This is a genomic window from Brevundimonas sp., from assembly GCF_046299595.1.
Taxonomy (GTDB): Bacteria; Pseudomonadota; Alphaproteobacteria; order Caulobacterales; family Caulobacteraceae; genus Brevundimonas.
In genome coordinates, this window is the sequence record NZ_JBKBHQ010000001.1 from 1,795,403 (window position 1) to 1,821,423 (window position 26,021).

Genomic DNA, 26,021 nt, shown 5'->3' on the forward strand with positions numbered 1-26,021 from the left:
CGCCCGCTAGGCTGGTCCCATGTCGCTGGTCGAGATCGCCCGCTTTGCCGATGTCTATGAGGCCGACCTCGCGCTCGGCTTCCTGCGTGCCCATGGCGTGAATGCCGAACTGGGCAGCTCGGGCCATGCCAAGATCGATCCCCTGATGCAGCAGGCGCTGGGCTGGGCGCGGGTGCTGGTGCCTGCCTCCCAGGCCGATGAGGCCATGGCGCTGCTGAGCGAGGTCAGGGCGGGAGCACACGCCCTTCAGGACGGCGATGACATCGAGCGCCCGGCGGGCCGACCGGGCATGGCGGCCATGGCTGTGGGCCTGCTGGTCGGGGGCGAGGCGGCCATGGGCGCGCTGGCCTTCAAGCGCAGGCGTGGCCTGTTGCAGGGGCTCGGCCTCGCCCTGATCGCGCTCGGCGTGGTTCTGGTCATCACCTCATGGGTGATCGCGCGAAGCTAGAGCACGCCCTCATCGCGCAGGGCGGCGATCTCGTCACTGCCCATGTGAAGCCACTGCGCCAGAACCTCGTCGGTGTGAGCGCCCAGTGCGGGCGGGGGCAGGGGGGCGCTGTTCTGCCCCGCGCGCGACAGGCGCAGCGGCGAGGCCACGGTGCGCACCGGCCCTGCCAGATCGTCGCGAGGGGTCTCGATCACGAGGCCGCGGGCGCGGGCCTGAGGCTCGTCGAACACCTGATCGACGCGGTTGACCGGGCCGCAGGGCACTCCGGCCACCTCCAGCACCTGCATCAGCGCGCTCATGTTCATGGAGGCCGTGGTGGCGGCCAGCACCGTGGTCAGGCTGTCGCGGTTCCCGACGCGCGCGGCATTGGTCAGATAGCGCGGATCGTCCGCCAGATCGTCCTGCCCCAGGGCGCGGCACAGGGCGCGGAACTGGGCGTCGTTGCCGACCGCGATCACCACGGCACCGTCCTGACAGGCAAAGGGCTGATAGGGCGAGAGATTGGGATGGGCATTGCCCAGCCGCTTCGGTGGCTGGCCGCTGACGAACCAGTTGCTGGCCTGATTGGCGAGCATGGCCGCCTGACTGTCGAACAGGGCCATGTCGATGTGCTGGCCCTCTCCGGTGCGCTGGGCATGAAACAGGGCAGCCAGAATGGCATTGGCGGCATTGGTGCCGGTGAACAGGTCGGCGACGGCCACGCCCACCTTCATGGGCTCGGCCCCGGGCTGGCCGTCCGGCTGGCCGGTAATGCTCATCAGCCCGCCCATGGCCTGGATCATGTAATCATAGCCCGCCCGCTTCGCCTCCGGTCCGTCCTGGCCAAAACCGGTGATCGAGCAATAGACCAGCCGGGGATTGAGCGCGCACAGGCTTTCATGGTCGAGGCCGTAGCGCTTCAGGCCGCCGACGCGGAAGTTCTCGACCAGCACGTCGGCCCTGCCGGCAAGCTGGCGGATCAGGGCCGCACCGCGATCATGGGCGATATCCACGGTCACCGAACGCTTGCCCCGGTTGGCGCACATGAAATAGGCCGCGTCGCCGCGCGTGCCGTCCTTGCGCGTGACGAAGGGCGGTCCCCACTGGCGGGTGTCGTCGCCCACACCGGGCCGCTCGATCTTGATCACATCCGCGCCGAGGTCCGCCAGGGTCTGGGTCGCCCACGGACCGGCCAGCACCCGCGAGAGGTCCAGAACCCGGATGCCTTTCAGCGGCCCATCCATCACGCGCCCATCCATCACGATCCCGCCCGCTGGAAGGGATAGAAGCCGGGGCCCAGCTCGAGAATGGCGGTCAGCTCGTCGAGCGCGCCGCGTGCCTCCTCGATCAGCTGGGGATCGGCCAGATCTGCGGGCAGCAGACGGTCGCGATACCAGCGCGCGGCCCAGACGCTGAGGCGCGCGTGCAGCGTCTCGTCCAGCCGCATGGCCGGATTGCTGGCGCCCAGCTCGTCTTCGCTCAGCACCACGCGCAGGCGCAGGCAGGCCGGCCCGCCGCCGTTGCGCATCGACTGGCGCACATCGACATAGCGCACATCGCCGATGGGGCCGTTCGAGGCCGCAATCGCCTCGGCGACGGCGTGGGCGCGCGCGTTGTCGCGGGTCTCGACCGGGCAGATCAGCGTCAGGCGATCACGTCCGGGAAGCTGCACCAGCATGGAGTTGAACAGATAGCTCTCGATGGCATCGGCCAGCGGCAGGTCGGCGGCGCTGATCTGGACGAACTGCGGCTCGAACAGGCCCTGCGCCGCGCGCGTGATGGCCGCATGGACGCCGGGCGTATCCTCGAAGGCGCTTTCGTGGTGCAGCAGGCAGGTGCGCGCGCCCACGCACACCACATCGTTGTGAAAGCTGCCCTCGTCGATGGCGGCGCGGCCCTGCCTCAGCAGCAGGCTGCGCGAAGCGCCGTGGCGGCGCACCACCGCCTCGCTGGCCTCGCGGGTCTGGCGGGCGGGGTGGCGGCCCTGCCAGGTCTCGAAGGCGTCGCGGCCATAGACGAACAGATTGACGCCCGCCTCGCCGTGATCGGCACACAGGCGAACGTGATTGGCGGCGCCCTCGTCGGCCAGATGGGCCGTGGCAGGAAGGGCCTCGTGCACCGCAAAGCGCGCCTCGTCAGGGAACAGGGCGTTGAGCGCGCGGCGCGTCTGTCCGGGCTCCAGCGCGCGGTGCAGGTTCGAGACCAGATTGGCGGGCGTGAAGTGAACCCGGCCATCGTGACTGTCGACGCCGGGGGTCACGGTGGCGGCATTGGCGGCCCACATGGCACTGGCCGAGCAGGCCGCAGATGCCAGCGCAGGTGCGGCCCGCCACGCGCCTTGCAGCACCTCTGCGTCGGTGCCTGCAAAGCCCAGCGAGCGCAGAAAGGCGATGTCGGGGCGCTCCTGCGGGGGCAGCACCAGCTGGACCAGCCCTGCGCGATGCATCTCCAGCATCTTGTCCAGCCCCTGCAGCACCGCATCGCGGGGGCTGGAGGCCTGACCGGCATTGAGGCTGGAGGCCAGATTGCCCGGAGAGAGCCCGGCATAGCTGTGGGTCGGCCCGATCAGGCCGTCGGCATTGGCTTCGATGGCGCTCATGCGGGGCCGAGCCCCCTGATCTCGCCGGTAAGGTCGCTGAGCGTCCCGGCCTCGAAACTGGCGACCGGATAGGCGCAGTAGTCGGCGGCATAATAGGCGCTGGGCCGGTGATTGCCGCTGGCACCAAGGCCCCCGAACGGCATGTCGCCTGCCGCGCCCGTGGTGGGCCGGTTGAAGTTGACGACGCCCGCGCGGATGCGATGGCGGAAGAAGTCCCAGTGGGCGGCATCATCGCTGATCAGGCCTGCCGACAGGCCATAGCGGGTGTTGTTGGCCAGGCCGATGGCGCGGGTAAAATCGCTGGCGCGATAGACCTGGAGCACGGGTGCGAAGATTTCCTCGTCGGGCACGTCTCGCGCCTCGCTCATGTCGAGAATGGCCGGGGCGAGGAAGGCATCCGAGCGTCCGCTGACGCGCTCCAGCGCCCGGATGGGCCGCGCCCCCCGGGTGACAAGATTGCGCACGGCATGGGTGGCCTGCTCGGCGGCGCTGGCCGAGATCAGCGGGCCGCCGAAGGGCTCGGGATCGCTGTCCCATGGCGCATAGATCAGGCGATCGGTGAGGGCATGCAGGGCCTCGATGATCGCATCGCCCGCGCGCCCATCGGGCACGATCAGGCGGCGCGCGCACGAACAGCGCTGGCCGGTGGTGATGAAGGCCGACTGGGCGATGATGGCCGCTGCTGCTGCGGGGTCTGCGACATCCCAGGCGATGAGCGGATTGTTGCCGCCCAGCTCCAGCGCCATGATGACGTGGGGGTTGTCGGCGAACCTGCGCCGGAAGTGGCTGCCCGCCGCGCCCGATCCGGTGAACATCAGCGCATCGATGGGCTGGTCCAGCAGGGCTGCACCGACGTCGCGTCCGCCCTGCACCAGATTGACCACGCCCGCCGGAAGCTCGGCGGCCTCCAGCGCGGCCATCATGAGCTGACCCGTCCACGGCGTCAGCTCCGAGGGCTTGAACACCACCGTATTGCCCGCCAGCAGGGCCGGAACGATGTGGCCATTGGGCAGGTGGCCGGGAAAGTTGTAGGGGCCGAGCACGGCGGCGACGCCGTGGGGCCGGTGGCGCAGCACCGCGCGCCCGAAACCCGTCGCGCTCTCGCGCTCGCCCGCGCGCTCGTCCATGGCGCGGATCGAGATGTCGACCTTGCCCGCCATGGCCGCCAGCTCGGCGGTGGTCTCCCACAGGGCCTTGCCGGTTTCGCGAGATATGGCCTCGGCATAGGCGGGGGCGCGCTCTTTCAGCACCCCCTGATAGCGCCTGAGGTAGCCGACGCGGTCCTCGCGCTCCAGCCCCGCCCAGGCCGGGAAGGCGGCCCGCGCCGCCTCATAGGCGCGCCTGACGTCCTCGACGCCGGCTTCGTGGCCGCTCCAGACCACATCGCCCGTGGCCGGGTCCACCGAGGTGAAGGCCTCGCCCGTGCCCTGGCCCCAGCTTGCGTTGATAAAATGGCTCATCAGCTTTTCACCCGCACTGTGTCTCCGGCCCGCACCTTCAGCGTTTCTGCCGCTTCCCTAGACAGCCGCACCTGATCGCCCTCGATACCCGCCAGGGTCCGCACGGCACGGAAGCGGGCGATGTCGGTGGTCGAGATCAGGCTGACCAGTTCCGCATCGACCTCGTCGCTGATGATGACGCTGAGCACGCGCGCATCGCGCACCGTGCGGATGTTGTCACGCTGGCAACTCACGGTCGGGCCTGCATCGAAGATGTCCACCAGGCCGTTGGGGCGGAAGCCCTCGGATTCCAGCAGCGCCATGGCGGGCACGCCTTGCGGGTGCACCTTGCCGATCACAGCGCGCGCAGGCTCGGGCAGCAGGCCGACATAGATGGGATGGCGCGGGGCCAGGTCGACGATGAACTGCTTGTCGGTCGAGCCGGTCATGCGGTCTGCGGCGTCAAAGTCCATGGGAAAGAAGCGGTGCGCCACATGATCCCAGAACGGACAGGCACCATCAGGCGTGAACACCCCGCGCAGCTCGGCAAGCACCATGTCGGCGAACAGTTCGGGCGCGGCCCCGATCAGCATATAGCGCGACTGGGACAGCAGCCTGCCCGCCCCGCCCTTGCGCCGGTCCGCCTTGAGAAACAGCGAGCCGACCTCGGACCAGCCCGTGCACTCGTTGACCAGCACCAGCGTCTGGTGGTCGAGCCGGATGCCCAGCGAGGGCGAGGACTGGGTGTGATTGACGATGCGGAACGAGAAGAACGGCCGCTTGAGACCGACCGCCGCCTTGACGCTGCCCACGCCGTCCACGTCGCCCGTGGCGGTGTCCTCGAGCATGAGGGTGTACCAGCGCTCCTGTTGCGGCAGGGTGCCCGCAAAGCTGTCGCGGCTGATCTCGAGCCGCTCGGTCAGCACGTCGGGGTCTTCGGGCAGGCTGGTGAAGCCCGGCCCCGACAGTATGGCCAGCTCCAGCAGGGAATCGAGATCGGCAGGCCCCGCAGGGCGGACGGTGAGCATTCAGACCTCAGGCCTTTACGAGAACAGTCGTGCGGTTCAGGGCGCGCCTTGGGCCACGGCCTCGTGGCGCAGGCGCTTCAGGGCGAGGGCGTCGATGGTGCCCTCGGCAATCTTGGCGAGCAGCAGCGCCGAGAGCTGGGCGCGCTCGGCGAAGCTTTCAGCGATGGCGTATTCGCCCTCGGAGTGGATGTCACCCCCGCGCACGCCCAGCGTATCCACATTGGCCAATCCCGCCGCATAGAGGTTGTTGCCCTCGCACACCCCGCCGGACGCCTTCCAGGCGATGGGCTGGCCCAGCAGGTCGCCCGCGCGCCGCACCTGCTCGAACAGGGCGCTCTGGGCCGCATCCATGGGCTTGGGCGGGCGGGTGAAGCCGCCATGCAGATGGCAGCTCAGGCCCTCGAAGGGCGCCTCGCGCAGGATGCGGGCGATGGCCTGCTGCATGGCGGCGGCGGCATCCTCGTCGGGCACGCGCACATTGAAGCGCACGATGGCCACGTCCGCGACCACGTTCAGCGCCGCGCCGCCGTCGATACGGGCCACATTGACGCTGACATCGGGCAAGGTGCCGTTGATGGCATGAAGCTGACCGGCGATCAGTGCCGCGCCCGCCACCGCATTGCGGCCCTCGGAGAAGGCGCGCCCCGCGTGGGCCGAGCGCCCCTTGACCACGATGTGAAAATTGCCCGAGCCCTTGCGCGCCCCGGCCAGGGAGCCATCGGCCAGGGCTGGCTCATAGGTGAGGCCGACATGGCCGCGCGCGCCCAGCCTTGCCAGCACCGGTGCCGAGCCGTGCGAGCCCACTTCCTCGTCGGGCGAGATCAGGGCGGTCCAGCCGATGCGATGGGCCAGGGGGTGATGCTCGAAGGCCTCCAGTGCCCCCAGCATGACCGACAGCCCGCCCTTCATGTCGGCGATGCCCGGCCCGTTCAGGGTGCCGTCCTCGCGCACGATCACGCTCTGGAACGGGCTCGATGGCGGATAGACGGTGTCATAGTGGCCGGTCAGGACCACCTGAACGGGCGCCTCGGGCCGCACGCTGAGCTGGAGGGCGGGCTCGTTGGGCCGCATCTCAACCCGGCCGTCATCGCCCACGATCTCGGTGGGAGGCAGGGGGATCTGTTCGATGGTGCAGGCGATGGATCGCGCGCACTGCTCCAGCGCCTCGCGTTGCAGGGCAAGGCCGGTGGCGTTGAAGCTGCCCGAGTTGATGGCGCACCAGTCCTCGGCGCGTCCGATCAGGTTCGCGCCCTCAGCCGCGATGGCATCGAGCATGGCCGTATCGTCTGGCGTGATCCGCATGCGGGCGGACCCTAGAGCCTCGCGGGGCGGCTTGGAAGCACCCGATGGAATTTCCCTGTGGCCGCCCGGGCCTCAGTCCGTGCGGAGCTGATCGCGCAGGCCACGCCAGCCGCGCCTGCCGCCGCGCGCCTCCGTGCCGGGCTGGCGGGTCTGCTGGCGCCAGCGCACCGACAGGGCCGCATTGCCATCGCCGCTGACGCGCGAGACGACGGCGACGTTCTGGCGCGGCTGCCACTCGATCTGGATGGCCGCACCATCGCGCCCGCCACCGATGATCTCGAGATAGATGTCGTCGGTCAGATACTTGCCGCCCGCGATGGTGATGGCCGAGGCCTCGCCTCCGAACGACAGGCGGTCCAGACCGGCGAACTCGCGCAGGTTCCCGAGCACGTCAAAGCCGCCGCCGCCGGTCAGCGAGGCGGTACTGGACGCGAGCTGTGCGGCCTCGATGGCCGAGAGCTGGGAGGCGGAGCGTCCGAACAGCACCTGAGAGAGGATCTCGTCCTGGGGCAGGGCGGGCACCGAGGTCAGGGTGATCTCGGGCTGGGCGGCGGTGCCGGTCACACGCACGGTGGCGGTCAGGGCCGGGTCTTCGCGCGTGGCGGTCAGGTTGAGGCGGATGCGGTCGGGCCGCGTGGACAGGCTGACCGAGCCGCGCGGATCGAACACGAAGCGCTTGCCCGCGAACTCGTAGTCGCCGCGCACGACATTGGCCGTGCCCGTGAGCGTTGGCTGGGACAAGGTGCCACCCACGCGCGCCTCCACCGCCATCTCCACGTCGAGGCCGCGTCCGCGCACGAACACGCGGCCGTCGCTGGCGTCCAGGGCGATGTCGAGATTGATGACCGGACCGCGTGAGCGCTCCTCGCGCGTGTCGATGTCGCCGCCGGGGCGGTTGATCTCGATCACGTCCATGCGCACCACCCCGCTGGGCGTGGGCGGATTGGGCGCGATCTCGGCCTCGTCGATGCGCAGGCGACCGGCCAGAGCGATGTTGCCATCGGCCGCACGCGTGACGGTGATCGGACCTGTCGCCGTGGCCTCTATCAGGTCGTTGTCGATCAGCTCGAAGCGCTGGAAGGTGAGGGTGAGGGTCGAAGTCGAGCCCTGTTGCAGGTTCAGCCTGCCGGTGCCGGTGACGGTGCCGCGCCCGCCGTCATTGGCGCTGAAGCGTTCGATCACCGCGCTGGAGCCATCGAAGCGGGTGGCGAACTCAAGGTTAGAGAGCGTCAGGCCCGCGCCCGCATCGCGCAGGCGACCGCGGCTGAGGCTGAGCTGTCCGTTCAGGCTCGGCTGCTGCAAGGTGCCTGCGATGGTGGTCTGGGCATCGATCACGCCCGACAAGGTGCGCTCGTCGCCGAAGAACAGATCCCAGATCGGCTGGATCTGGCCACTCAATGTGGCATTGCCGCTGATGGGCTGGTTGTTCACCATCGCCAGACGCAGGGGCGCGGCCGAGGCCACCACCGGCAGAACCAGATTGACCTGGGAGGTGGCGCCCTCGCTGTCGCGGGCGATGGCGCGCACGCTCATGCGGCTGCCCGCGATCTCGGCGCCGACATTGGCATTGATGGACGGCCCGCTGCCACTGCCGCGCGAGCGGGCGTTCTGGATGGCGAGGGTGGCGGTGCCGCCCAGGCTCTCTCCGGTGCCCGAAAGATTGACCTCGCCGGTAATCTGGCCGGCCAGATCGGCGGCGATGGAGCCGAGGTCCACCTGTTGCAGGCTGGCCGTGAGCGTGGCGCTGCGCGCATCCTGATTGAGCGATCCGCTGAGCGTGCCGTTGCCGATGCCAAGGTCCACGCTCACCTCGCGGCGCTCGCCCTGAAGCGTGAGGGTGGCCGCCCTGCGGGTAGTGAATGCCACCTCGCGCACGCGCCCGCCGCCCTCCAGCGCCACCGAGGTGCGCTCGCCCGCGCGCGAGAACAGACCCCGCCCATCGAAGGCTACGGGCGTGTCGCCGCCCACGTCGGCGCGCAGGGTGAAGGGCAGGCGCTCCAGCGTGCCGCGCCCCGCGAGATCGAAGGTGCGGATCAGATAGGTCGAGCCGGTGAAGCGCACGTTGCGCCCGCTGACATCGAGCAAGGCGGTATCGCTGCCTGCGCCTTCGGTCAGGCGGATGGTGCCCTCGGCCGCGCCCGACTGCAGAAAGGCACCGGGGCGGGCGCTGAACACCAGATCGGCGCTGGAGGGCGTAGCGCCGTTCAGCGCCACGGCACCGCGCGCCCGCACGCCCCCGGCGTCCAGCTCCAGCGCCTCGAGGCGCACGCCCTCGCCGCGGATGAAGATGTTGGCGCTGGCCGAGGCGGGGCCATAGTTGCTGGCGCTCTGGATGGCCACGCGCCCGTCCGACTCGTCCGCCCCGCGCCGGAAGCTGACGATGGCTTGGGTGTCGGTCAGGGTGAGTGCGCCCACATCGACCTCCGAGAAGCCCGCGCGGAAATCGAGGCGCGGCTGATCGAGCGTGCCGGTGATGGCGCCGTCGCCGCTCATGTCGCCGACGATCTCGACGGGGCCGATGCCGAAGGGGCCGGTGCCGGTCCAGTCCATGAGCAGACGCACCGGCCCTGACGGTTCGAGGATGCCGCGCGTGTTCAAGGTGGCGTTCTGGCCGCTCAGCGAGGCGCGCTCGATGGCGATTTCGCCGCGCTCCAGCCGCCCGTTGCCTTGCAGGCGCGGGCTGTCGCCCAGCAGGTGATCGAGCAGCTCCATGCCCGTGTTCAGGCGGCTGGCGCGCGCATCGAGGCCGAACTGCCAGGGCTGGCCGGGGCGGTTCTGGCTGGCGCGGACATCGGCACGAAGCGCGCCCGTGGCCCCGTCGCGCAGGATGGAGGCATCGCTGATCTGTGCATCGGCGCGGAAGTTGAGACCACCGTTCAGTGCGCGCGCGCCGTTGCCGGTCAGGATCAGGCTGCGCCCGCGCACATCAAGGCGGCGCATCAGCAGGCGGCCATCGCCCATGCGCCGGATGTCGGCCTGAAGACGTGGGGCCGCACCCAGCAAGGTGCCGACCACGCCCGCGCCCGAGCCTGCACGCCCCTGAAGATCGGCGGTGACGGTCGCGTCGGCCTCTGTCCATTCGAGGTTCAGCGGGCCTTGCAGCGCGCCGAGGCGATAGCCCGCCAGCGCCGCACCGCTCAGCGAGACCTCGCCGCGAAGCTGCCAGCGCTCGGGCGTGCCGGTCCAGGTGCCGCGCCATCCGCTCTCGCCCGCGATGTCGGTTCCGGCCAGGCGGGTCAGCGAGGGGGTGGAGACATTGATGCGCAGGCCGTTGACGCTCTCGCGCGTCTCGCCGACCACAAGGCCTTGCGCCCGCGAGGTGATGTTGTCGGCCAGCAGGGTCCAGGCCACGCCATAGACGCCCTCGCGGCTGGCATCGGGCACGGCGGCAAAGCCGAAGCGCGCGCGCTGGCCGATGCGCTCGGCGAACGGCTCCAGCAGGTCCGAGCCGGAAAAGTCCATCAGGCCGGTCAGGGTGCCGCCCTGCTCCGAGAACTCGCCTTCCACGAACAGCGGCATGAAATCGCCGGTGCGCAGGCGTGCGCGCACCTGCTGCTCGTCGATGGCGACATTGAGCAGGAAGGGATCGCGCGGCGAATAGCCCAGCGCCCCGGCCAGCGGCCCGCCGCTGGCTTCCTCGGCCCGCGCCCGCACGAACAGGGGCTCGCCCTCGCCCATGCGCACCTCGGCGCGCAGGAAATCGCCGGGCCGCGAGAGGGAATCGGCGCTGAGCCGCAGGTTCTGGCTGCCCGCGCGCAGCAGTTGGGCCTCGCCCTCCAGCCGCCACCGGCCGTAGTCCTGCGAGAAGTCCTCCATCAGCTCGACCTCGGTAGCAAAGCTGCGGATGCGAACGTCCAGCGGCATACGCCCCGGCGGCAGTTCGGGCTCCGGCCCCAGCTCGGGCCTGCGCAGGAAGCGGATGCGCTCGGCGCTGATCTCGCGCGCATCGAAACGCCGCGCGATCAGGGCCCAGTAGTTCCACTTCACGCGCGCATTGGTGGCCTCGATCCACACGCCCTCGATGTCGGTGACGGTGAGGCGCTCGATGGTGAAGTCGCTCCACAGATCGCCCTTGACGCCCTCGACGTTGATCGCGCCATAGCGTCCGATCTCGCGGCCCTGAACGAACGTCAGCACCAGATCGCGCCCGGCGGGCGACAGCAGATAGAAGCGCCCGCCCACCGCCAGGGCCGCCATCAGCACCGCGAGGCCCGCCAGACAGATGGCCGCAATCTTCAGCGCGCGCCGCGTGCGGGCATAGCGCACGGGCTCGGGCTCGCCCGCAGACTTCCGGGCGGGCAGGGTGAGGGCTTCATCCTCGGGCTCTGGCGTGTTCGGATCGGTCAAAACGCCTGGCCTACGCTGATGTAGATCTGGAAGTTGGGATCGCCCTCGCGCCGGTCGATCGGCACGGCGATGTCCGCGCGCACCGGCCCGAACGGCAGGCGATAGCGCACGCCCGCGCCCGCGCCCCAGCGCATGTCATCGACACCGGGCGTCGAGCTGGGCCGCACCGAGCCGCCATCGAGGAAAACAACGCCACCGAAGTTGCGCCCGAAGTCGCGGCGCACCTCGATCGAGGTTTCCACCACCGACAGCCCGCCGCGCGGGGTGTTGTCGATCAGGCGCGGGCCGACGCCCTGAAAGTCATAGCCGCGCACCGATCCGCCACCGCCCGAGAAGAACAGGCGGTCGCCCGGCACGTCCAGCTCGTCGGCGCCGAGGATCGAGCCCACCTTCAGGCGCCCGGCCAGAATCGTGCGGGGGCTGGCCTGCACGGGGTAATAGGCAGACAGGGTGACCTCGGTGCGCACGAAGGTCGCGTTCACGTCGCCGGTCACATAGGTGGGCTGCACCGAGACCAGGGCGCGATAGCCCGTGGTCGGATCGAGCAGGTCGTTGGCCCGGTCCATATAGGCGGTGGCGCGCCCGGTCACGATGGCCAGATCGCGCGTCAGATCGACCAGAGGGTTCAGATCGTCGACGAAACGCCGCTCGTTGTAGCGCCCGCCGTCAAGGCTGACGCCCACCGCCGCATAGGAGGTGCGCCCGATGCGCTGGTTGACGTCGGCGGCGACGTTGAGTGCCAGGCGGTCATAGGCATCGGTGTTCTCGAACACGATGGCGGTGCCCAGCGACAGGGTGCGCCCCGGCCGGGTCCAGTGCGGAATGGACAGCGTCACGCCCAGGCGGCTGTCGATCTGGGCGGCGCGGGCGGCAAAGCGCAGGGTGTCGGCGCGGCCGAAGCGGTTGTACCAGGTCCAGGTGCCGTCGATGCCCGCGCCCTCGGCGGTGGACAGGGTGACACCCGCCTCCAGGATTCTGGCGGGGCGGTCGCGCAGGGTGATGATGACCGGGCGCAGGCCTTCGGGGGTGGTCTGCTCGGGGCGGGCGAGGGCCACGCCGACCGTGTCATAGACGCCGGTCTCCAGCAGGCGGCGCTCAAGCTCGGCCACGGCCTCGGGATCATAGACCTGCCCTTCCTCCCACGGCGCGAGCCCGGCGACCCAGTCGGCGCGCGTGGGCCCGCGCGTCACCAGGCGGATGCCGTCGAGGCGAACCAGCGGCCCCGCCGCGATGCGATAGGTGGGCTCCACGCTGGTCTCGGCGTGATCGACGACGACGCGCCGGTCCTCGGCCCGAGCATCGGCATGGCCCGATCGGGTCAGCAGGGCAATGATGCGCCCCTCCGCCGCGATCACATCGGCGGCGCGGCCCGGCTCTCCGGGCTCCAGGGCGATGGCTTCGCCGGCCTGCCGGGCGATTTCGGATGCGGGCTCGCCCTCCAGCCACTGGATTTCGGGGCGGCTCAGGGTGAAGCGCGGGCCGGGGGTGACGACGATGATGGCGCGCGGCTGGTCGTCACCTTCTACGTCGGCCTCGATCACCGACTGGTAGTAGCCCTCCGAGCGCAGCACGGCCTCGGCGTTCTCGGCGGCCTGACGGGCATTGCGCCGTGCCTGAAAGCGGTTCTCGGGGCTGGATCGCACCTCGCCGACCGCGCGCACCACCCGCTCGCGCAGGTCGCCGTCCAGATCGCCGCGCACCTCGGCGCGCGGTTCGTCGGCCAGGGCCGCCTGCGGCACCGCCAGCACCCAGCACGACACCGCGCCCACGCACAGCACCCTGGCCAGAACGCTCCTCGCCGCCCGCGTCACGGACCGGTCCTGCGCTGTGACTGTCTCGCGATCCGATACCAACGGCTCTGCACCACTCTCTAAGCGAACACCCGTGCTGCCGTATCTGCGGCCCGGAAGAAGGAGCCCCCTCGTCGCATCCCATCACCACGCCCGAGGGGTAAAAAAATGACGAGTCCTGCGCGCGCGGCCAGTCAGTAGAACAGGGTCTCGCTCTCGGGCTGGACGCTCTGCTCGGACGAGCGCTGATCGGGCGGCAGCATGGACGGATCGATGGGCGGCGTATCGGGCACCGTGTCGGCGGCGGGCGGTGCCACATCTTCCGCAGCGGGCGGCATCTGTTCGGGCACGGGCTCTGGCGGAGGCACGGGCTCGTTGCGCTCATAGCTCTCGCCGCACGCCGACAGCGCGAGCGTGCCCGCCATGGCTAGGGCTGCGGGCACACAGGCCCTGATGATGCTGTTCTGTCTCATGAAATGACCCCCGGATGGTTGGCGCAGCACGCTTCTAGGCCAACGCCCGTAACCGCCGCCGGTTCCGGCGGGCGCGGTGCGGGCGTCGCGGCGTCAGCATTATCCAAACCTTTGGAAACACAATCTAGCCTGTGCGCGAACGTTGCATGATCGCGCGAGGTCGCAACGGACAAGGGGAGGGACAGGGCATGGGCAGTCTGGCTGGCACGGCGCGTGATTACGCCCTTCTGGCGCAGGGGCGGGCTCAGGGCGTGTTGTCGCGCATCGCCCTGGCCGCGTTCATCGGTGTCACCACCCTCTTTCTGGCCCCTTCCCTGATCGTGCTGGGCTGGTTCGGCGCGGTGGTGGCCGGTCAGGGGCTGGACCGGCTGGTGTTCCGGCACATGGACCAGCATCCCGACCAGATGCCCTCGCGCGGCTATCGCATGGCCATGATCGCGGCGACGGCGCTCAACACCCTGATCTATTCGGGTATTGCCGTCTATCTGTGGACCGCAGGGGGCGAGATCGGGCGGATGTTCGCCATCGTCCAGGTGGCGGGGGGCCTTCTGCACGTCAGCCTGCACATGCATCCGGTGCGCGAGATGCTGATCGCGGCCGTGACGCCCCATGCGATCTATTTTCTGGGTCTGCCGCTGTGGTACGGGCTTAGCCACGGCGCGGCGGGGGCGGTGGTCGTGTTCATCGGCGGGCTGCTCTATCTGATGCACCTGGCCATTGCCGTGCGCCACTCCAAGGCCACCACCGATGCGCTGGAGGATGCGCGCGTCGAGGCCGTGCGCGAGCGCGAGCGCGCCGAGCGGGCCAGCGCCGCCAAGTCGGACTTTCTTGCGGTCATCAGCCACGAGATCCGCACGCCTATGAACGCGGTGGTCTCGGCGGCCAACCTGCTGCGGCGCACGCGCCTCAGCACCGAGCAGCGCGAGCACGTCTCCATGCTGATCGATGCGGGCGACGTGCTGGTGGGCCTGCTGAACGATGTGCTCGACTTCTCCAAGATCGAGGCGGGCAAGATGACGTTCGAGCGCGCGCGCATGGCGCTTCAACCGCGTCTCGGCGCCGTGGTGCGCCTGTGGGAGCCGAGGGCTCATGCCAAGGGTCTGCGCCTGAAGCTGGTGCTGGATGACAGCCTGCCCGAGGCCATCATCACCGACCCGCTGCGCCTGCAGCAGATCCTGTTCAATCTGATGTCCAATGCGGTCAAGTTCACCGACGAGGGCGAGGTGCGCCTCGATGTGCGTCTCGACGCCTCGCGCACGCGCCTGATCGCGGCGGTCAGCGATACCGGCTGCGGCATCGCGCCCGAGCGGCTGGAGCGCATCTTCGCCTCGTTCGAGCAGGCCGAGGCGGGCACCACGCGCCGATATGGCGGCACTGGCCTCGGCCTGGCCATCAGCCGCCGCCTGGCCGAGCTGATGGGCGGATCGCTCAGTGTCGACAGCACGCCCGGTCAGGGTTCGCGCTTCACGCTTGAGCTTCCGGTCGAGGTGAGCGGGGCGGGCGCCGACGTCGAGACCACCGCCGATCCCGCCGCCCTGTCGCTGAAAGGGCGGCGCGTGCTGGTGGCCGAGGATCATGAGGTCAACCGGCGCATCATCCGCCTGCTGCTCGAGCCGTTCGGGGCCGATCTGACCCTGGTGGAAAATGGCGAGGAGGCCGTGCGTGCCGCCGCCGAAAGTGCCTTTGACGTGCTGGTGCTCGACATGCAGATGCCGGTCATGGACGGGCTGTCCGCCGCCAGGGCCATCCGCGCGGGTTCATCGGTCAATGCGCGCACGCCCATCGTGGTGCTGACCGCCAATGCCATGGACACCCACCGCGATGCCTGGGCCGGTGTGGGCGTGCACGGCTATCTGACCAAGCCCATCAATCCCGAGGCCCTGGCCCGGACCCTGCACGCGGCGTGCACGCCCGCCGGGCAGGATGCGCCGCTGACCTTGGCGCGGGAGCTGGCCAGCACGGGCTGAGGGGCGCGATCTGGCCCACGCGGGCTGAGAGGGCGCGAGATGTCGGGAGAAGTTCCAGATGCTGCCGCCGGGCAGGATTGAACTGCCGACCTCAGCCTTACCAAGGTCATCAGAGGCAAATCCGTAGGCGCCCAACCACATCCGAACGACCGAAAAACCTTCTAATATCCAGTAGGTAACGTCCAAGCGCTCCCGTTGGCATCCGAGCGTTTGCGACTATGGTGGTTCCGCAATGGTTCCGAGTTTGGGCCGCCTGCGGCCGCACATTTGGAGACCTGTTGCCTTGACCAAGCTTACCCGCGCCAGCGTTCAGCAGCTACCTATTCCGGCCTCTGGAGATACCCTCTACGTCGATGACGATCTGCCCAACTTCGGGGTCCGTGTGACCTCCAAGGGCGTGCGCTCCTACTACGTTCGCGTGAGGATCTCAGGTGGTCGTCGGGCTCAGCAGCGCCGTCTGAACCTCGGTCGCATCGAAACGATCACGCCCGAAGAGGCGAGGAAAGTAGCACGGGTCCATCTCGTCCAAGCCCGGCTAGGCGAAGATCCCGGTGCGCAGCGGGAAGCCCGGAGGGCCGCCCAGACCGTCGGCCAACTGATCGACGAGCGGCTCGAAGGAGCCGGCAAGCGCAACCGCCGTGGGCACATCCGCAAGGACTGCGACTGGGCGAACGACAAGGGTCGCCTTGAGAACCACGTTAAACCGGTCCTCGGCTCGATCCGGCTTCCCGACCTCCCGCGGCGGGACATCGAGCGGATGCGAGACCTGATCGCCCAGGTCCGTACGAAAAAGACATCCAAGACCAAGCTGCGGGGCAAGCCCGTCGCGCGGGGCGGGGAAGGAGCCGCAACCGCGCCTTGCGCACGCTGAGTTCGGTGCTACGGTATGCGGTCGATCACGGCAATATCGAGAAGAACCCCTGCGCGGGGGTTGTCTCTACCCCGGATCGGCGGATGGATCGCTTCCTTTCCTTGGCAGAAATCTACCGCCTCGAGGCGGTGCTGGCGACCTCATCGGAGAACCGGTGGGGGCTCATTATCATTCGCCTGCTGCTTCTGATGGGATGTCGCCGGAACGAGATCGCGGCGTTGCGCTGGTCCCAGGTCCACTTCGACCAGCGCATGCTGCGGATCGGCCTTTCGAAGGGCTTCGAGCGCCACGTCTTCTTAAGCGACGAAGCGTTGGATGCCCCTGCTTTTACTCCCCGGGATGCTCGGGATGGCACAGATACTCTCGGCATCCTAAGGGGTAGCCGTGGATCGCCACAACCCTGCGTCGCTATAGGAGTGCGCCCGCTTTGGTACGCGGCCCTTGGCCGGACGGCGTCAGGCCGTGGCGATTCATCCAGCCGAGGTAGTTGCGCAGGGCCGCCTTGCTGAACTTGTCGCGCTTTTCGGGATGCCAATCGTTCAGGACCCCGTTGATGATGGCGTCGCTCGTCGGCGACAGCCCATCAATCAGCATGTCGTTCCAGACGGCATAGAGGGTTGCCACCGCCTCTATCCCCTTATTCTCCAGCGTTCCCAGATCGGCCAGCATCTTGTCGAAGACGGCGCGGCGCTCGCCCAGCAGAGCGTCCAGTTCGGCACGCAGCGCGCCTCGCTTTCCGGTTAAACGGTAGTGAACCTGGCTGTTCGGACCGCCCGGCTGGCTGGTGGCGATGTGGCCCACCCGCGCCAACTCGGCCTCGACCTCACGCATGAGTTCGCCATCGTAAGGCCCGGCGGCCATGCGCTGCGGCTGGCTACTAAGTTCCCCTACCCCTGCGTGGGTCTCGGCCAGATATATTCGCTTGGCAGAGGTCATACGGCTGGACGCCGGGGTATCCGCAACGAGTTCGAGGACCGCCGCCCCAACAAGGCGGCGCGCAGTTGCGCAATCCCAAGTCGCTGCCTCACGAACCTGCCCGCGGACGTCGATCTTTCCGGTAGCGGCGGCAGAGATCAGGGCGGCGCGGCGCTCGTTCAGAAGTGCGACAGCCGCCTCCGCTGCCTGAGCTAGCTGATCGAGATCCGACACCTCTCGATCTATCCGGTCAGCGATCTCCCGTTGCTCTTCAGGGGGAGGAAGGCAAATCCGGACATTGCCCAGGATCGTGCGGCTCACGCGCTGCATCGTGGTGCCGCGAGCAAGTGTGTCCATGTGGGCGAAGAATGATTTTGCTGTCAGGAGATGGACGAGGTAGCGACGCACCACGTCGGATCGCGGCCGCACGACCACGTTGTCGACCGATGTGACAATCCGAGCACTGAGGTCAGGAACGATACAGGCACGCCCGATTGGCTGGTTGAGCCGTGCGATTAGAACGTCACCGGGGAGAACCTCTGTGCAGTTTAGTGCATCGAAGGTCTCCTCGCTGATGAAGCCAGCACCCTGTTCCTTATAGATCCCCTCACCGACATTTCCCGTGGTTATGTAACGGACCCCCGCGTCCGAGAGGTCCTTGCTCTCGATCCAGTCACCGTCGATGAAAATGCAGGCCGGGCCATTTGCTATAGCCCGCAAAGGTAGCGTGTCCCAATGTGCCGGCACCTCGCCGAGCCACTCAACGCCGGAGTCCTTCATGGGGACGGTGGGGTCGAGCCCCTTGGTGACGGCGTGGGAGATGACGGCCTGGCGCTTCTCCTTCAGCAGCTCGATCAGCTGCCGCTGCGCCTCCACCAGTGCGTCGATCTTGGCCGTCTCCCGGTCGAGGAAGGCGGCGATGGCGAGCTGCTCGGCATAGGGCGGCAGCGGTATGTCGAGATTGTCGACCGCGTACTGCCCCAGTCCGACGCGGGTCAGGCCGTTCGCGCGGACGGCAACAGACGCCTTGGTGAAGGCGGAGTCGAAATAGCGTTTGATAAAGGCACCAGACACTCCCGGTCGCGGCCGGATCATCGACAGGTGGTAGCCGCAAACCACCCCGGGCAGGTCGGCAGGCACGTAGGCTGCCGAGGCGATGTCGTCCGCCGTCTCCGAGTCCTTGGTGATGATCGTGTCGCCAGCCCGGAGCGTGAACTTTTCGATCTGTTCGGCCGTGGCCGTCGCCGACATGAAGTTGGGGTCATCCACGATCACGTCGGCGTAGTAGACGTCCGTGTAGTTGCAGAGCCGAACTGGCGTCTCGTCGTCATACGATTTCTTGTCGATGTTGCTCGGGAACGCGTCCGCAACGTGCTTCAGGCGGCGCACAAGCCAATGGCTCGGCACCTCGCCTAGCCAGTCCACTCCGCTATCCTGGTAGCTGCCGTAGCGAGAGAAGCTCACGCCGCCAGCTCCTCAATCATAGCCTTGATCCGGTCCGTAACCTCCCGCAGGTCCGCGTCGATCTCCCCCAAGTCGCGCGGCGGCTCGAAGACGTAGAAGTGGCGGTTGAAGGGGATTTCGTAGCCGAGCTTGGTCTTGCTATCATCGATCCATGCGTCGGGAGCGTGCGGCTTCACCTCGCGCTCAAAATAGGCCTCCACGCCCTCTGACAGCGGCACGTTCTCGGTGTCGCGGAGCGCGCTGTCGGCGACCGGCTTGCCCTTGGCCTTGCCCTTCTGGCCCAGCACCGGCCGCCCCTGGTCGTCCAGCAGGGGCCGCTCGACAGTGATGGTCCGATAGCCGAAGTCGGCGTTGTCGAAGATCAGCGACAGTGGGGCCAGTTTGACCTTGCCGCCCACTGGCGGGACAGGCAGCGTCTCGCCCTCGGTTACCACCATGTGCCCGACAACTGTGCCGTCGGCATCCAGCATCGTCGCTATCTGTGCGCGCTGGAACCCGCCGAACAGCCGGGTAATGGTAGCTATGTTGTCCTCTGACATCTCACGGCGCTTGGAACCTAGCGACTTGCGCATCTTCTGCCAGAAGCGGCTGGCGTCGATCAGCTGGACCTTGCCCTTGCGATGGTCGGGCTTCCGATTCGAGACGATCCAGACGTAGGTCGCGATGCCGGTATTGTAGAACATGTCCGTCGGCAGGGCGACGATGGCCTCCACCAGGTCGCTCTCCAGCAGATAGCGCCTGATCTCGCTCTCGCCCGAGCCCGCGCCGCCGGTGAACAGGGGCGAGCCATTCAGAACGATGCCGAACCGGCAGCCCCCCTCCCTGGTCGGACGCATCTTGGACAGCAGGTGCATCAGGAACAGCAGGGACCCGTCGGACACCCGAGGCAGGCCCGGACCGAAGCGGCCGTTGAAGCCCTGCTGCTCGTGCTCCTGGCGGACGACCTTCTCCACCTTCTTCCACTCCACCCCGAAGGGTGGGTTGGACAACATGTAGTCGAACTTCTGGGTCGGGTGGCCGTCGTCGGACAGTGTGTTGCCGAAGGCGATGTTGTTCACGTCCTTGCCCCGGATCAGCATGTCCGCCTTGCAGATGGCGTAGGACTCCGGGTTCAGTTCCTGGCCGAACATGGTCAGCCGCGCCATAGGGTTCAGGTCCGCCAGGTAGTCTTCGGCGACCGAGAGCATCCCGCCGGTGCCCGCCGTCGGATCGTAGATGGTCCGCACGACGCTGGGCTTGGACAACAGGTCGTCGTCCTCGACGAACAGGAGCGAGACCATCAGCTTGATGACCTCCCGGGGCGTGAAATGCTCTCCGGCAGTCTCGTTAGACAGCTCGGCGAAGCGCCGGATCAACTCCTCGAAGGCGAGGCCCATCTGGTGGTTGTCGACCGACGAGGGGTGAAGGTCGATACCGGCGAACTTCTCGGTGACCTGATAGAGCAACCCCGCCTTGGCCAGTCGGTCGACCTGAGTGACGAACTCGAAGCGCTCGAAGATGTCCCGTACGGCCGGGGAGAAGCCCTGGACGTAGGCGTAGAGGTTCTGGGCGATGTGGTCGGCGTCACCGACCAGCTTCTCCATGTCGAGCCTGGACGTGTTGTAGAAGCTCAGGCCCGCCGCCCGCAGCAGGAAGGGTTCGGGGTTCAGCCCCTCGCTCGACCGTTTTTGATGCTCCGCCAGCACGGCCACCTTGGTCGGCGCGAGGACGCAATCCAGCCGCCGCAGCACCGTGAACGGCAAGATCACCTTGCCGTAGTCGGACTGCTTGTAATCGCCCCTGAGCAGGTCGGCGACCGACCAGATGAAGGCGGACAGGCTTTGGTGGTTCATGCGCTCCCCCTAGGGCCGCAACCTAGCACGTGGCGGCTAGAGCTCGACAAGCCCTCCAGCTTTTTCGCCTGCTGCGCCAAATGCGGTCGTCTACCGAGGCCGAAACGCCCCAGCAGCTGACCAGAACGACGGGCCTCGCCGTCGGTCTTCGCGCTCCGCAACTTGTGGAGCTAGGCATTGCGAGCGCCGCCACGCGATCATGTGAAAGATGGAGTTCGGCCACTCGCTGCTGGGTGGCGCACTGCCTTGCCAGGCGCGCCGCCAACGGCGGCTCACGAACCGGATGGCACCACCCCGCGAGATACGCTTTTTTGCGAGGGGGCAGATGACCGCCGAGGGTCGCGTGATAGATTGACGGCTTCTGACCTCGTGGTTCCACGGTGGTTCCGAGTTCAGCTAACGCTTTGGAGGCCTGCTACAAAAACATAGCGAAATCAATCAGTCAGATGGTGCCGCCGGGCAGGATTGAACTGCCGACCTCAGCCTTACCAAGGATGCGCTCTACCACTGAGCTACGGCGGCCCGATCTGAGGAACCGGGCCTATAGCCAAACCCGGCGGGCATGGGAAGCCCTAATCGCGCGCGCCGCCCGCGCGTCGGCTCGCTGCGCCATGGCGCGCTTGACCTGTCGCGGCCAAGGGGCTTTGCAGGGATCATGAGCGCGCCCGACGATCCTGACCGGCCCCCGGCATCCCCCGCAGCAGGCCCCACGCCCGCCCAGAAGCACAGCCAGGCGCGCGCCGAGCGTCTTGCCCGGCAACTGCGCGCCAACCTGCGCCGTCGCAAGCAGGGCGCGACACGGGCGTCCGGCCCGCCGCAGCCGGGGCCGGACACGGAATAAAGTGCGCCATCGCGCGCAGCGGGCTTTGCCGCGCCTGCCCGCCTCGGCTAGATAGTGGGCCCGACAGCGTGCCCGTCAGACCCGTGCTGGCGACGTGCGGTGCGCCTGCCGGCTCCGGGACCACGCTTATTCACTCAAGGCTATCATGGATCGCATCGCCATCCGGGGCGGAAACCGCCTTTTCGGAGACCTGCCCATCAGCGGGGCCAAGAACTCTGCCATCAAGCTGATGGCCGCCGCCCTGCTCAGCGACCAGCCGCTGACCCTGACCAATATGCCCAAGCTGTCCGACACCCGCTTTCTGGCGGCGCTGCTGGAGAGCCTCGGCGTCGAGATCGGCAATGGCAGCGATGTCATGCGCCTGCACGCGCGCGAGATCACCTCGACGTTCGCGCCCTATGACCGGGTGCGCAAGATGCGCGCCACCTTCAATGTGCTCGGCCCGCTGCTGGCGCGGCGCGGCGAGGCCAAGGTCAGTCTGCCCGGCGGCTGCACCATCGGCGCGCGTCCCGTGGATCTGCACCTGATGGCGCTCGAGGCCATGGGCGTGCAGATCGCCCTTGAGGAAGGCTATGTGCTGGCCCGTGCGCGCGACGGGCTGAAGGGCGCGGATGTGAGCTTTCCGTTCGTGTCGGTGGGGGCCACCGAGCACGCCCTGCTGGCCGCCACGCTTGCCAGCGGCACCACGGTGCTTCGCAATGCAGCCCGCGAGCCCGAGATCGGCGATCTGGCGCACTGCCTCAATGCCATGGGCGCGCGGGTGTCGGGCATCGACACCGACACCCTGGTCATCGAGGGTGTCACCTCGCTGCGCGGCACCGAGTGGGCCGTGATCCCCGACCGCATCGAGACGGGCACCTATGCCCTTGCGGCGGCCATGGCGGGGGGCGAGGTGACGCTGACGGGCACGCGCGCGGGCCTCAATGATGCGCTGATCGGCAAGATGCGCGAGGCGGGCGTCGAGGTGGACGAGGGCGCGGACACCCTTCGCGTGCGTCGCGGCGAGGCGCGCCTGCGTCCTGTCGATGTGGACACCGAGGTGTTTCCGGGCTTTGCCACCGACCTGCAGGCCCAGTTCATGGCCCTGATGACCGTGGCCGACGGCGAGAGTGTGATCCGCGAGCACATCTTCGAGAACCGCTTCATGCACGCGCCCGAGCTGGCGCGCCTCGGGGCCGACATCGCGGTGCACGGCGGCGAGGCGAGGGTGCGGGGCGTGGAGGCCCTGCGCGGGGCCGAGGTGATGGCCACGGATCTTCGCGCCTCGGTCAGCCTGGTGATCGCGGGGCTGGTGGCAGAGGGTGAAACCACCATCGGGCGCGTCTATCATCTGGATCGCGGCTTCGAGCGGCTTGAGGCCAAGCTCTCGGGCTGCGGGGCGGACATTCGCCGTCTCACCGGCCCGGAGAGCAGCGGGGAGGATGATGGACACTGAGCGTCATAGCCCTGACATCGGCCTTGATGCCGAGGGCGAGTCTGCTGCCTGCGGGCAGGGCAAGGCCGTGCGCCTGCCGCCCCTGCGCCTGCTGGCCCAGGACGAGGACGACCTGACCGTCATTTCCGCCGCGCTTCAGGATGCGGTGCTCAAGGCGGCTGACATCCGCTGGGAGCGTGCCGCGCGCCGCCTCACCGTCACCTTGAGCCGCTTCTGCTGGGAATGCGGGGGCACGCGCGTGCTGGCCGCACTTCAGCTCGGCGATGTCGAGGCCGTCAGAAGCCGCCGCCTGCCGCGCGCGCCCGAGCGCCCTCTGGAGCTGCTGGCCATCGAGTTCCTGCCGGGCGAGGCGCCGGGCGGGCGGGTGCTGTTCATGTTCGCAGGGGGCGGCGACCTGTGCGCCGATGTCGAGTGCCTTGATGCGGTGCTGGCCGACCTGTCCCAGCCGTGGGCCGCGCGGGTGGCTCCGGCTCATGAAGACGCCGGGCAGGACGCATGAGTGACGAAGAGCACGACCCCAAGGACAGCCTGCCTGCCAGCGACAGCCTGCCTGCCAGCGAGCGCCTTGAAGCCATCGAGCTTGATCCCGCCTCGCTCAGTGCCGCCAGCGCCGAGGTCGAGCACGAGCGCCGCGTGGCCATCTTCGACCTGATCGAGCAGAACCGCTTTGCGCCCGTGGGTGCGGATGGCGGCCCCTATCGCCTGCGCCTCTCGTTCGAGGACAACCGGCTGGTGCTCGACATCACCGGCGGACAGTGGCGGCGCTCGCACATGGTGTCGCTGACACCGCTGCGCGCCACGCTGCGCGACTATCACCTGATCTGCGAAAGCTACCACGAGGCCGTGCGCGGCTCCTCGCCCGCGCGCATCGAGGCCGTGGACATGGGCCGCAGGGGCCTGCACAACGAAGGGGCCATCGTGCTGCGCGAGCGCCTGTCAGGCAAGATCGGGATGGATCACGAGACCGCGCGCAGGCTGTTCACCCTGATCTATTCGCTGTCCCTGCGCGGCTGAGCGGGCACGCCGGGGCCCGCGCGTGCGTTAAACCTCGACGCAAAGCGGCTTTTGGTGCATTAAGCGCGCCCGAAACCGTGAGGCTTGGCTGTGGCCGGGCGCATCTCATGGCTGGTTTCGTCGCCCGGCGAAGCGCAGCGTCACACACCTTGGACGACCCGGGCGAGAGAGGCCGCATGGCGAAGGAAGAACTGCTTGAGTTTCCCGGCGTGGTCAGCGAGTTGCTGCCCAACGCCACGTTCCGCGTAAAGCTCGAGAACGATCACGAGATCATCGCCCACACGGCGGGCAAGATGCGCAAGAACCGCATCCGCGTGCTCGCGGGCGACAAGGTGCTGGTCGAGATGACCCCCTATGACCTGACCAAGGGTCGCATCACCTACCGCTTCAAGTAAGGGCGCGCGCGTGCCTGCGCCCCTGCTGCTGGCCTCGGCCAGCCCGCGCCGCCTGGAACTGCTGGGCCGCCTCGGGCTGGAGCCGGACAGGATCGTCTCCACCGACATCGACGAGAGCACCCGCCGGGCCGAGCGTCCCGACGATGCGGCGCTGCGCCTGGCCTGCGCCAAGGCCGCCGCTGCGGCGGCCCTGTATCCCGATCACATCGTGCTGGGTGCCGACACCATCGTCGCGGTGGGACGGCGCATCCTGCCCAAGGCCGAGACCGAGGACGAGGCGCGCGCGTGCCTGGCGCTCCTGTCCGGCCGCAATCACCGCGTGATCACCGCCGTGGCCCTGGCTGTGCCCGGCACGGGCCTTCGCCACCGCACTGTCTCCACCCGCGTGATGTTCAAGCCGCTCTGTGCGCCCGAGATCGATGCTTACGTCGCCACCGGCGAGTGGCGGGGCAAGGCCGGGGGCTATGGCATACAGGGCCGGGCCGAGGCCTTGATCGTGCGCCTTCAGGGCAGCTTTTCGGGCGTGATGGGCCTGCCGCTCTATGAGACGCGCAACCTGCTGGTCGGCGCGGGGTTCAGGCTCTGACCATGGCGGACGCGCCGACGCTCTATCTGGATGAAATGCCGGGCGAGCGGCGCCTCGTGCTGATGCGCGGCGAGCGCCCGCACCGGCTGCTGGTGTCCCGCGACAGCGACGATCCGGCGCGCCAGCCCGGTGCGCGCGTCGTCGGCCGTGTCGAGCAGCTCGTGCCTTCGCTGAAGGGCGCCTTCGTGCGCATAGGCACCGGCGAGGCCGACGCCTTCCTGCCCCTGCGCGGCGGGGCAAGGGTGGTGGAGGGGCAGGCGCTGAAGCTTCAGGTCACGGCAGCGGCGCGCAGCGGCAAGGGGCCGGTTGTGCGCGTGCTGGGTCCGGCCGAGGGGCCGCCTCGCCTGATCGCGCCTGCGCCCGACCTCGTGCAGCGCCTGCGCGTGCTCGAGCCCGACCTGCCCGCCGGTCTTTCTCCGGTCACCGGGCTTGATGCGGTGCGCGCCTCCCTCGCCGCGGAAGAAGAAGCACTGGCCGACCACCACGCGCCGGGCGGGCTTGATATGTCGGTCGAGCGCACCCGCGCGCTGGTCGCGGTGGATGTGGATCTTGCCCCCGGCTCACGCCTGTCGCGTCAGGGGGCCAATCTGCGCGCCATTGCCGAGGCGGCGCGCCTGATCGCGCTCAAGGGCTGGGGCGGGCTGGTGGCCATCGACCTTGCGGGCACAGGCCTTGATGGCGAGGCGATTGCGCGCGCGGCACGCAACGCCTTTGCCTCACCCGAGGTCGTGATCGGGCCGGTCAACCGCTTTGGCGTGCTGATGGTGTCCCTGCCATGGAGCGAGACCCCGATCGAGGAACGGCTGGCACCCACAGCCGAGACCCGTGCGCTGAACGCCCTGCGTCAGTTGAACCTTGCCCTGCTGTCGGACACGCGCGCGGCGCGCATCACCCTGAGGGCGGGGGCAGGGATCGCCGATCTTCTGGCCACGCCGGTGGCATTGCTGGGACCGCGCGCCCATCTGGTGCCTGACAGCAGCCTTGCTGCCTGCGCCCATCATGTCGAGACCCCATGAGCCCTGCCCCTTCCTGCCCCGTGTGCCGACGTCATGCCCCCGATGCGCGCTATCGCCCGTTCTGCTCGCGGCGCTGTGCGGATGTGGACCTGGGGCGCTGGTTCTCGGGCCGGTATGCCATCGCCGGGGCGCCCGCAGAGGAGGGCGAGGATGCGCCCGCGCGCCCCCGCGCCGATGACGAGGGGCAGTGAGCGGCATCAAGCGTGATCAAGGGGCTGGCCAAAGGGCTGGCCAAGATGCTGGACAGCGCGCGATGCCTCGCCTATAGACGCGCTCCTGC

22 protein-coding genes and 1 tRNA gene are annotated in these 26,021 nt (G+C 68.6%); 12 read left to right on the forward strand and 11 right to left on the reverse strand.

Translation table 11 applies throughout. The features are described from left to right. The first annotated feature begins 19 nt into the window (after positions 1-19). Positions 20-448, forward strand: a complete 429-nt coding sequence (locus ACK4E3_RS08805) for a hypothetical protein (RefSeq protein ID WP_409699330.1) — start codon at positions 20-22, stop codon at positions 446-448. On the opposite strand, the gene ACK4E3_RS08810 is transcribed toward ACK4E3_RS08805, so the two are convergent. The 8 genes from ACK4E3_RS08810 to ACK4E3_RS08845 all read right to left on the reverse strand — a co-directional run bounded on the left by ACK4E3_RS08810 (position 445) and on the right by ACK4E3_RS08845 (position 13,405). Next, entirely contained in the window at positions 445-1,671 is a 1,227-nt protein-coding gene (locus tag ACK4E3_RS08810) for a CaiB/BaiF CoA transferase family protein (protein ID WP_409701196.1), read from the reverse strand. The two genes, ACK4E3_RS08805 and ACK4E3_RS08810, sit on opposite strands and share 4 nt — an antisense overlap. A 14-nt stretch (positions 1,672-1,685) precedes the next feature. Next, complete coding sequence (locus ACK4E3_RS08815) at positions 1,686-3,026, reverse strand: N-succinylarginine dihydrolase (RefSeq protein WP_409699333.1); 1,341 nt, start codon at positions 3,024-3,026, stop codon at positions 1,686-1,688. Beyond that, positions 3,023-4,486 (reverse strand): succinylglutamate-semialdehyde dehydrogenase, encoded by a 1,464-nt coding sequence (astD, locus tag ACK4E3_RS08820; protein ID WP_409699336.1) that lies wholly within the window; start codon positions 4,484-4,486, stop codon positions 3,023-3,025. Before astD ends, ACK4E3_RS08815 begins: the two co-directional genes overlap by 4 nt. Next, complete coding sequence (locus ACK4E3_RS08825) at positions 4,486-5,493, reverse strand: arginine N-succinyltransferase (RefSeq protein ID WP_409699339.1); 1,008 nt, start codon at positions 5,491-5,493, stop codon at positions 4,486-4,488. Before ACK4E3_RS08825 ends, astD begins: the two co-directional genes overlap by 1 nt. Before the next feature lie 36 nt (positions 5,494-5,529). After that, the gene (locus tag ACK4E3_RS08830; protein WP_409699341.1) at positions 5,530-6,795 is read right to left on the reverse strand and encodes a hydrolase; all 1,266 of its coding nucleotides are present in this window, start codon (positions 6,793-6,795) and stop codon (positions 5,530-5,532) included. 72 nt (positions 6,796-6,867) lie between these two features. Continuing rightward, positions 6,868-11,142 (reverse strand): translocation/assembly module TamB domain-containing protein, encoded by a 4,275-nt coding sequence (locus ACK4E3_RS08835; RefSeq protein WP_409699344.1) that lies wholly within the window; start codon positions 11,140-11,142, stop codon positions 6,868-6,870. Beyond that, entirely contained in the window at positions 11,139-12,953 is a 1,815-nt protein-coding gene (locus ACK4E3_RS08840; RefSeq protein ID WP_409699347.1) for an autotransporter assembly complex protein TamA, read from the reverse strand. Before ACK4E3_RS08840 ends, ACK4E3_RS08835 begins: the two co-directional genes overlap by 4 nt. A gap of 173 nt (positions 12,954-13,126) precedes the next feature. Continuing rightward, positions 13,127-13,405 carry a hypothetical protein gene (locus tag ACK4E3_RS08845; protein ID WP_409699350.1) on the reverse strand — a complete coding sequence of 93 codons (279 nt, stop codon included), beginning with the start codon at positions 13,403-13,405 and terminating at the stop codon, positions 13,127-13,129. 188 nt (positions 13,406-13,593) lie between these two features. On the opposite strand from ACK4E3_RS08845, the gene ACK4E3_RS08850 reads away from it, so the two are divergent. The 3 genes from ACK4E3_RS08850 to ACK4E3_RS08860 all read left to right on the forward strand — a co-directional run bounded on the left by ACK4E3_RS08850 (position 13,594) and on the right by ACK4E3_RS08860 (position 16,752). Continuing rightward, on the forward strand, positions 13,594-15,372 hold the full coding sequence (locus ACK4E3_RS08850) for an ATP-binding protein (RefSeq protein ID WP_409699353.1): 1,779 nt from the start codon (positions 13,594-13,596) through the stop codon (positions 15,370-15,372). A gap of 283 nt (positions 15,373-15,655) precedes the next feature. Next, complete coding sequence (locus ACK4E3_RS08855) at positions 15,656-16,243, forward strand: Arm DNA-binding domain-containing protein (protein ID WP_409699356.1); 588 nt, start codon at positions 15,656-15,658, stop codon at positions 16,241-16,243. An 83-nt stretch (positions 16,244-16,326) separates the two neighbouring features. Beyond that, complete coding sequence (locus tag ACK4E3_RS08860; protein WP_409701199.1) at positions 16,327-16,752, forward strand: tyrosine-type recombinase/integrase; 426 nt, start codon at positions 16,327-16,329, stop codon at positions 16,750-16,752. Here ACK4E3_RS08860 and ACK4E3_RS08865 read toward each other — a convergent pair. The 3 genes from ACK4E3_RS08865 to ACK4E3_RS08875 form a co-directional block, all read right to left on the reverse strand. Beyond that, positions 16,652-18,622, reverse strand: a complete 1,971-nt coding sequence (locus ACK4E3_RS08865) for a restriction endonuclease subunit S (RefSeq protein WP_409699359.1) — start codon at positions 18,620-18,622, stop codon at positions 16,652-16,654. The two genes, ACK4E3_RS08860 and ACK4E3_RS08865, sit on opposite strands and share 101 nt — an antisense overlap. Beyond that, a complete protein-coding gene (locus tag ACK4E3_RS08870; RefSeq protein WP_409699362.1) occupies positions 18,619-20,454 on the reverse strand; it encodes an N-6 DNA methylase in 1,836 nt (611 codons plus the stop codon). The genes ACK4E3_RS08865 and ACK4E3_RS08870 overlap by 4 nt, the downstream gene beginning before the upstream one ends. A gap of 447 nt (positions 20,455-20,901) precedes the next feature. Beyond that, positions 20,902-20,976: transfer RNA gene (locus ACK4E3_RS08875), tRNA-Thr, on the reverse strand. Positions 20,977-21,016: 40 nt separating this feature from the next. Here ACK4E3_RS08875 and ACK4E3_RS08880 point away from each other — a divergent pair. The 8 genes from ACK4E3_RS08880 to ACK4E3_RS08915 all read left to right on the forward strand — a co-directional run bounded on the left by ACK4E3_RS08880 (position 21,017) and on the right by ACK4E3_RS08915 (position 25,932). Further along, positions 21,017-21,295, forward strand: a complete 279-nt coding sequence (locus ACK4E3_RS08880; RefSeq protein WP_409699365.1) for a hypothetical protein — start codon at positions 21,017-21,019, stop codon at positions 21,293-21,295. Positions 21,296-21,440: 145 nt separating this feature from the next. After that, entirely contained in the window at positions 21,441-22,730 is a 1,290-nt protein-coding gene (gene murA, locus ACK4E3_RS08885) for a UDP-N-acetylglucosamine 1-carboxyvinyltransferase (RefSeq protein ID WP_409699368.1), read from the forward strand. Then, complete coding sequence (locus ACK4E3_RS08890; RefSeq protein ID WP_409701202.1) at positions 22,720-23,229, forward strand: DUF2948 family protein; 510 nt, start codon at positions 22,720-22,722, stop codon at positions 23,227-23,229. The genes murA and ACK4E3_RS08890 overlap by 11 nt, the downstream gene beginning before the upstream one ends. Continuing rightward, positions 23,226-23,744 carry a UPF0262 family protein gene (locus tag ACK4E3_RS08895; RefSeq protein ID WP_409699371.1) on the forward strand — a complete coding sequence of 173 codons (519 nt, stop codon included), beginning with the start codon at positions 23,226-23,228 and terminating at the stop codon, positions 23,742-23,744. The genes ACK4E3_RS08890 and ACK4E3_RS08895 overlap by 4 nt, the downstream gene beginning before the upstream one ends. A gap of 176 nt (positions 23,745-23,920) precedes the next feature. Next, positions 23,921-24,139, forward strand: coding sequence for a translation initiation factor IF-1 (infA, locus tag ACK4E3_RS08900; protein ID WP_409699374.1), 219 nt, complete (start codon positions 23,921-23,923; stop codon positions 24,137-24,139). Positions 24,140-24,149: 10 nt separating this feature from the next. Next, the gene (locus tag ACK4E3_RS08905; RefSeq protein WP_409699377.1) at positions 24,150-24,725 is read left to right on the forward strand and encodes a Maf family protein; all 576 of its coding nucleotides are present in this window, start codon (positions 24,150-24,152) and stop codon (positions 24,723-24,725) included. A gap of 2 nt (positions 24,726-24,727) precedes the next feature. Next, a complete protein-coding gene (locus ACK4E3_RS08910; protein ID WP_409699380.1) occupies positions 24,728-25,741 on the forward strand; it encodes an RNA-binding protein in 1,014 nt (337 codons plus the stop codon). Next, positions 25,738-25,932, forward strand: a complete 195-nt coding sequence (locus ACK4E3_RS08915; RefSeq protein ID WP_409699383.1) for a DNA gyrase inhibitor YacG — start codon at positions 25,738-25,740, stop codon at positions 25,930-25,932. The genes ACK4E3_RS08910 and ACK4E3_RS08915 overlap by 4 nt, the downstream gene beginning before the upstream one ends. The last annotated feature ends 89 nt before the right edge of the window (positions 25,933-26,021 follow it).

Excerpts from the sequence above, each read along its gene's own strand:
- ACK4E3_RS08805 (WP_409699330.1), top strand. The coding sequence starts at position 20 with ATGTCGCTGGTCGAGATCGCCCGCTTTGCCGATGTCTATGAGGCCGAC.
- ACK4E3_RS08810 (WP_409701196.1), bottom strand. The coding sequence starts at position 1,671 with ATGGATGGGCCGCTGAAAGGCATCCGGGTTCTGGACCTCTCGCGGGTG.
- ACK4E3_RS08815 (WP_409699333.1), bottom strand. The coding sequence starts at position 3,026 with ATGAGCGCCATCGAAGCCAATGCCGACGGCCTGATCGGGCCGACCCAC.
- astD (WP_409699336.1), bottom strand. The coding sequence starts at position 4,486 with ATGAGCCATTTTATCAACGCAAGCTGGGGCCAGGGCACGGGCGAGGCC.
- ACK4E3_RS08825 (WP_409699339.1), bottom strand. The coding sequence starts at position 5,493 with ATGCTCACCGTCCGCCCTGCGGGGCCTGCCGATCTCGATTCCCTGCTG.
- ACK4E3_RS08830 (WP_409699341.1), bottom strand. The coding sequence starts at position 6,795 with ATGCGGATCACGCCAGACGATACGGCCATGCTCGATGCCATCGCGGCT.
- ACK4E3_RS08845 (WP_409699350.1), bottom strand. The coding sequence starts at position 13,405 with ATGAGACAGAACAGCATCATCAGGGCCTGTGTGCCCGCAGCCCTAGCC.
- ACK4E3_RS08850 (WP_409699353.1), top strand. The coding sequence starts at position 13,594 with ATGGGCAGTCTGGCTGGCACGGCGCGTGATTACGCCCTTCTGGCGCAG.
- ACK4E3_RS08860 (WP_409701199.1), top strand. The coding sequence starts at position 16,327 with ATGGATCGCTTCCTTTCCTTGGCAGAAATCTACCGCCTCGAGGCGGTG.
- ACK4E3_RS08870 (WP_409699362.1), bottom strand. The coding sequence starts at position 20,454 with ATGAACCACCAAAGCCTGTCCGCCTTCATCTGGTCGGTCGCCGACCTG.
- ACK4E3_RS08880 (WP_409699365.1), top strand. The coding sequence starts at position 21,017 with ATGGGAAGCCCTAATCGCGCGCGCCGCCCGCGCGTCGGCTCGCTGCGC.
- murA (WP_409699368.1), top strand. The coding sequence starts at position 21,441 with ATGGATCGCATCGCCATCCGGGGCGGAAACCGCCTTTTCGGAGACCTG.
- ACK4E3_RS08890 (WP_409701202.1), top strand. The coding sequence starts at position 22,720 with ATGGACACTGAGCGTCATAGCCCTGACATCGGCCTTGATGCCGAGGGC.
- ACK4E3_RS08895 (WP_409699371.1), top strand. The coding sequence starts at position 23,226 with ATGAGTGACGAAGAGCACGACCCCAAGGACAGCCTGCCTGCCAGCGAC.
- infA (WP_409699374.1), top strand. The coding sequence starts at position 23,921 with ATGGCGAAGGAAGAACTGCTTGAGTTTCCCGGCGTGGTCAGCGAGTTG.
- ACK4E3_RS08910 (WP_409699380.1), top strand. The coding sequence starts at position 24,728 with ATGGCGGACGCGCCGACGCTCTATCTGGATGAAATGCCGGGCGAGCGG.
- ACK4E3_RS08915 (WP_409699383.1), top strand. The coding sequence starts at position 25,738 with ATGAGCCCTGCCCCTTCCTGCCCCGTGTGCCGACGTCATGCCCCCGAT.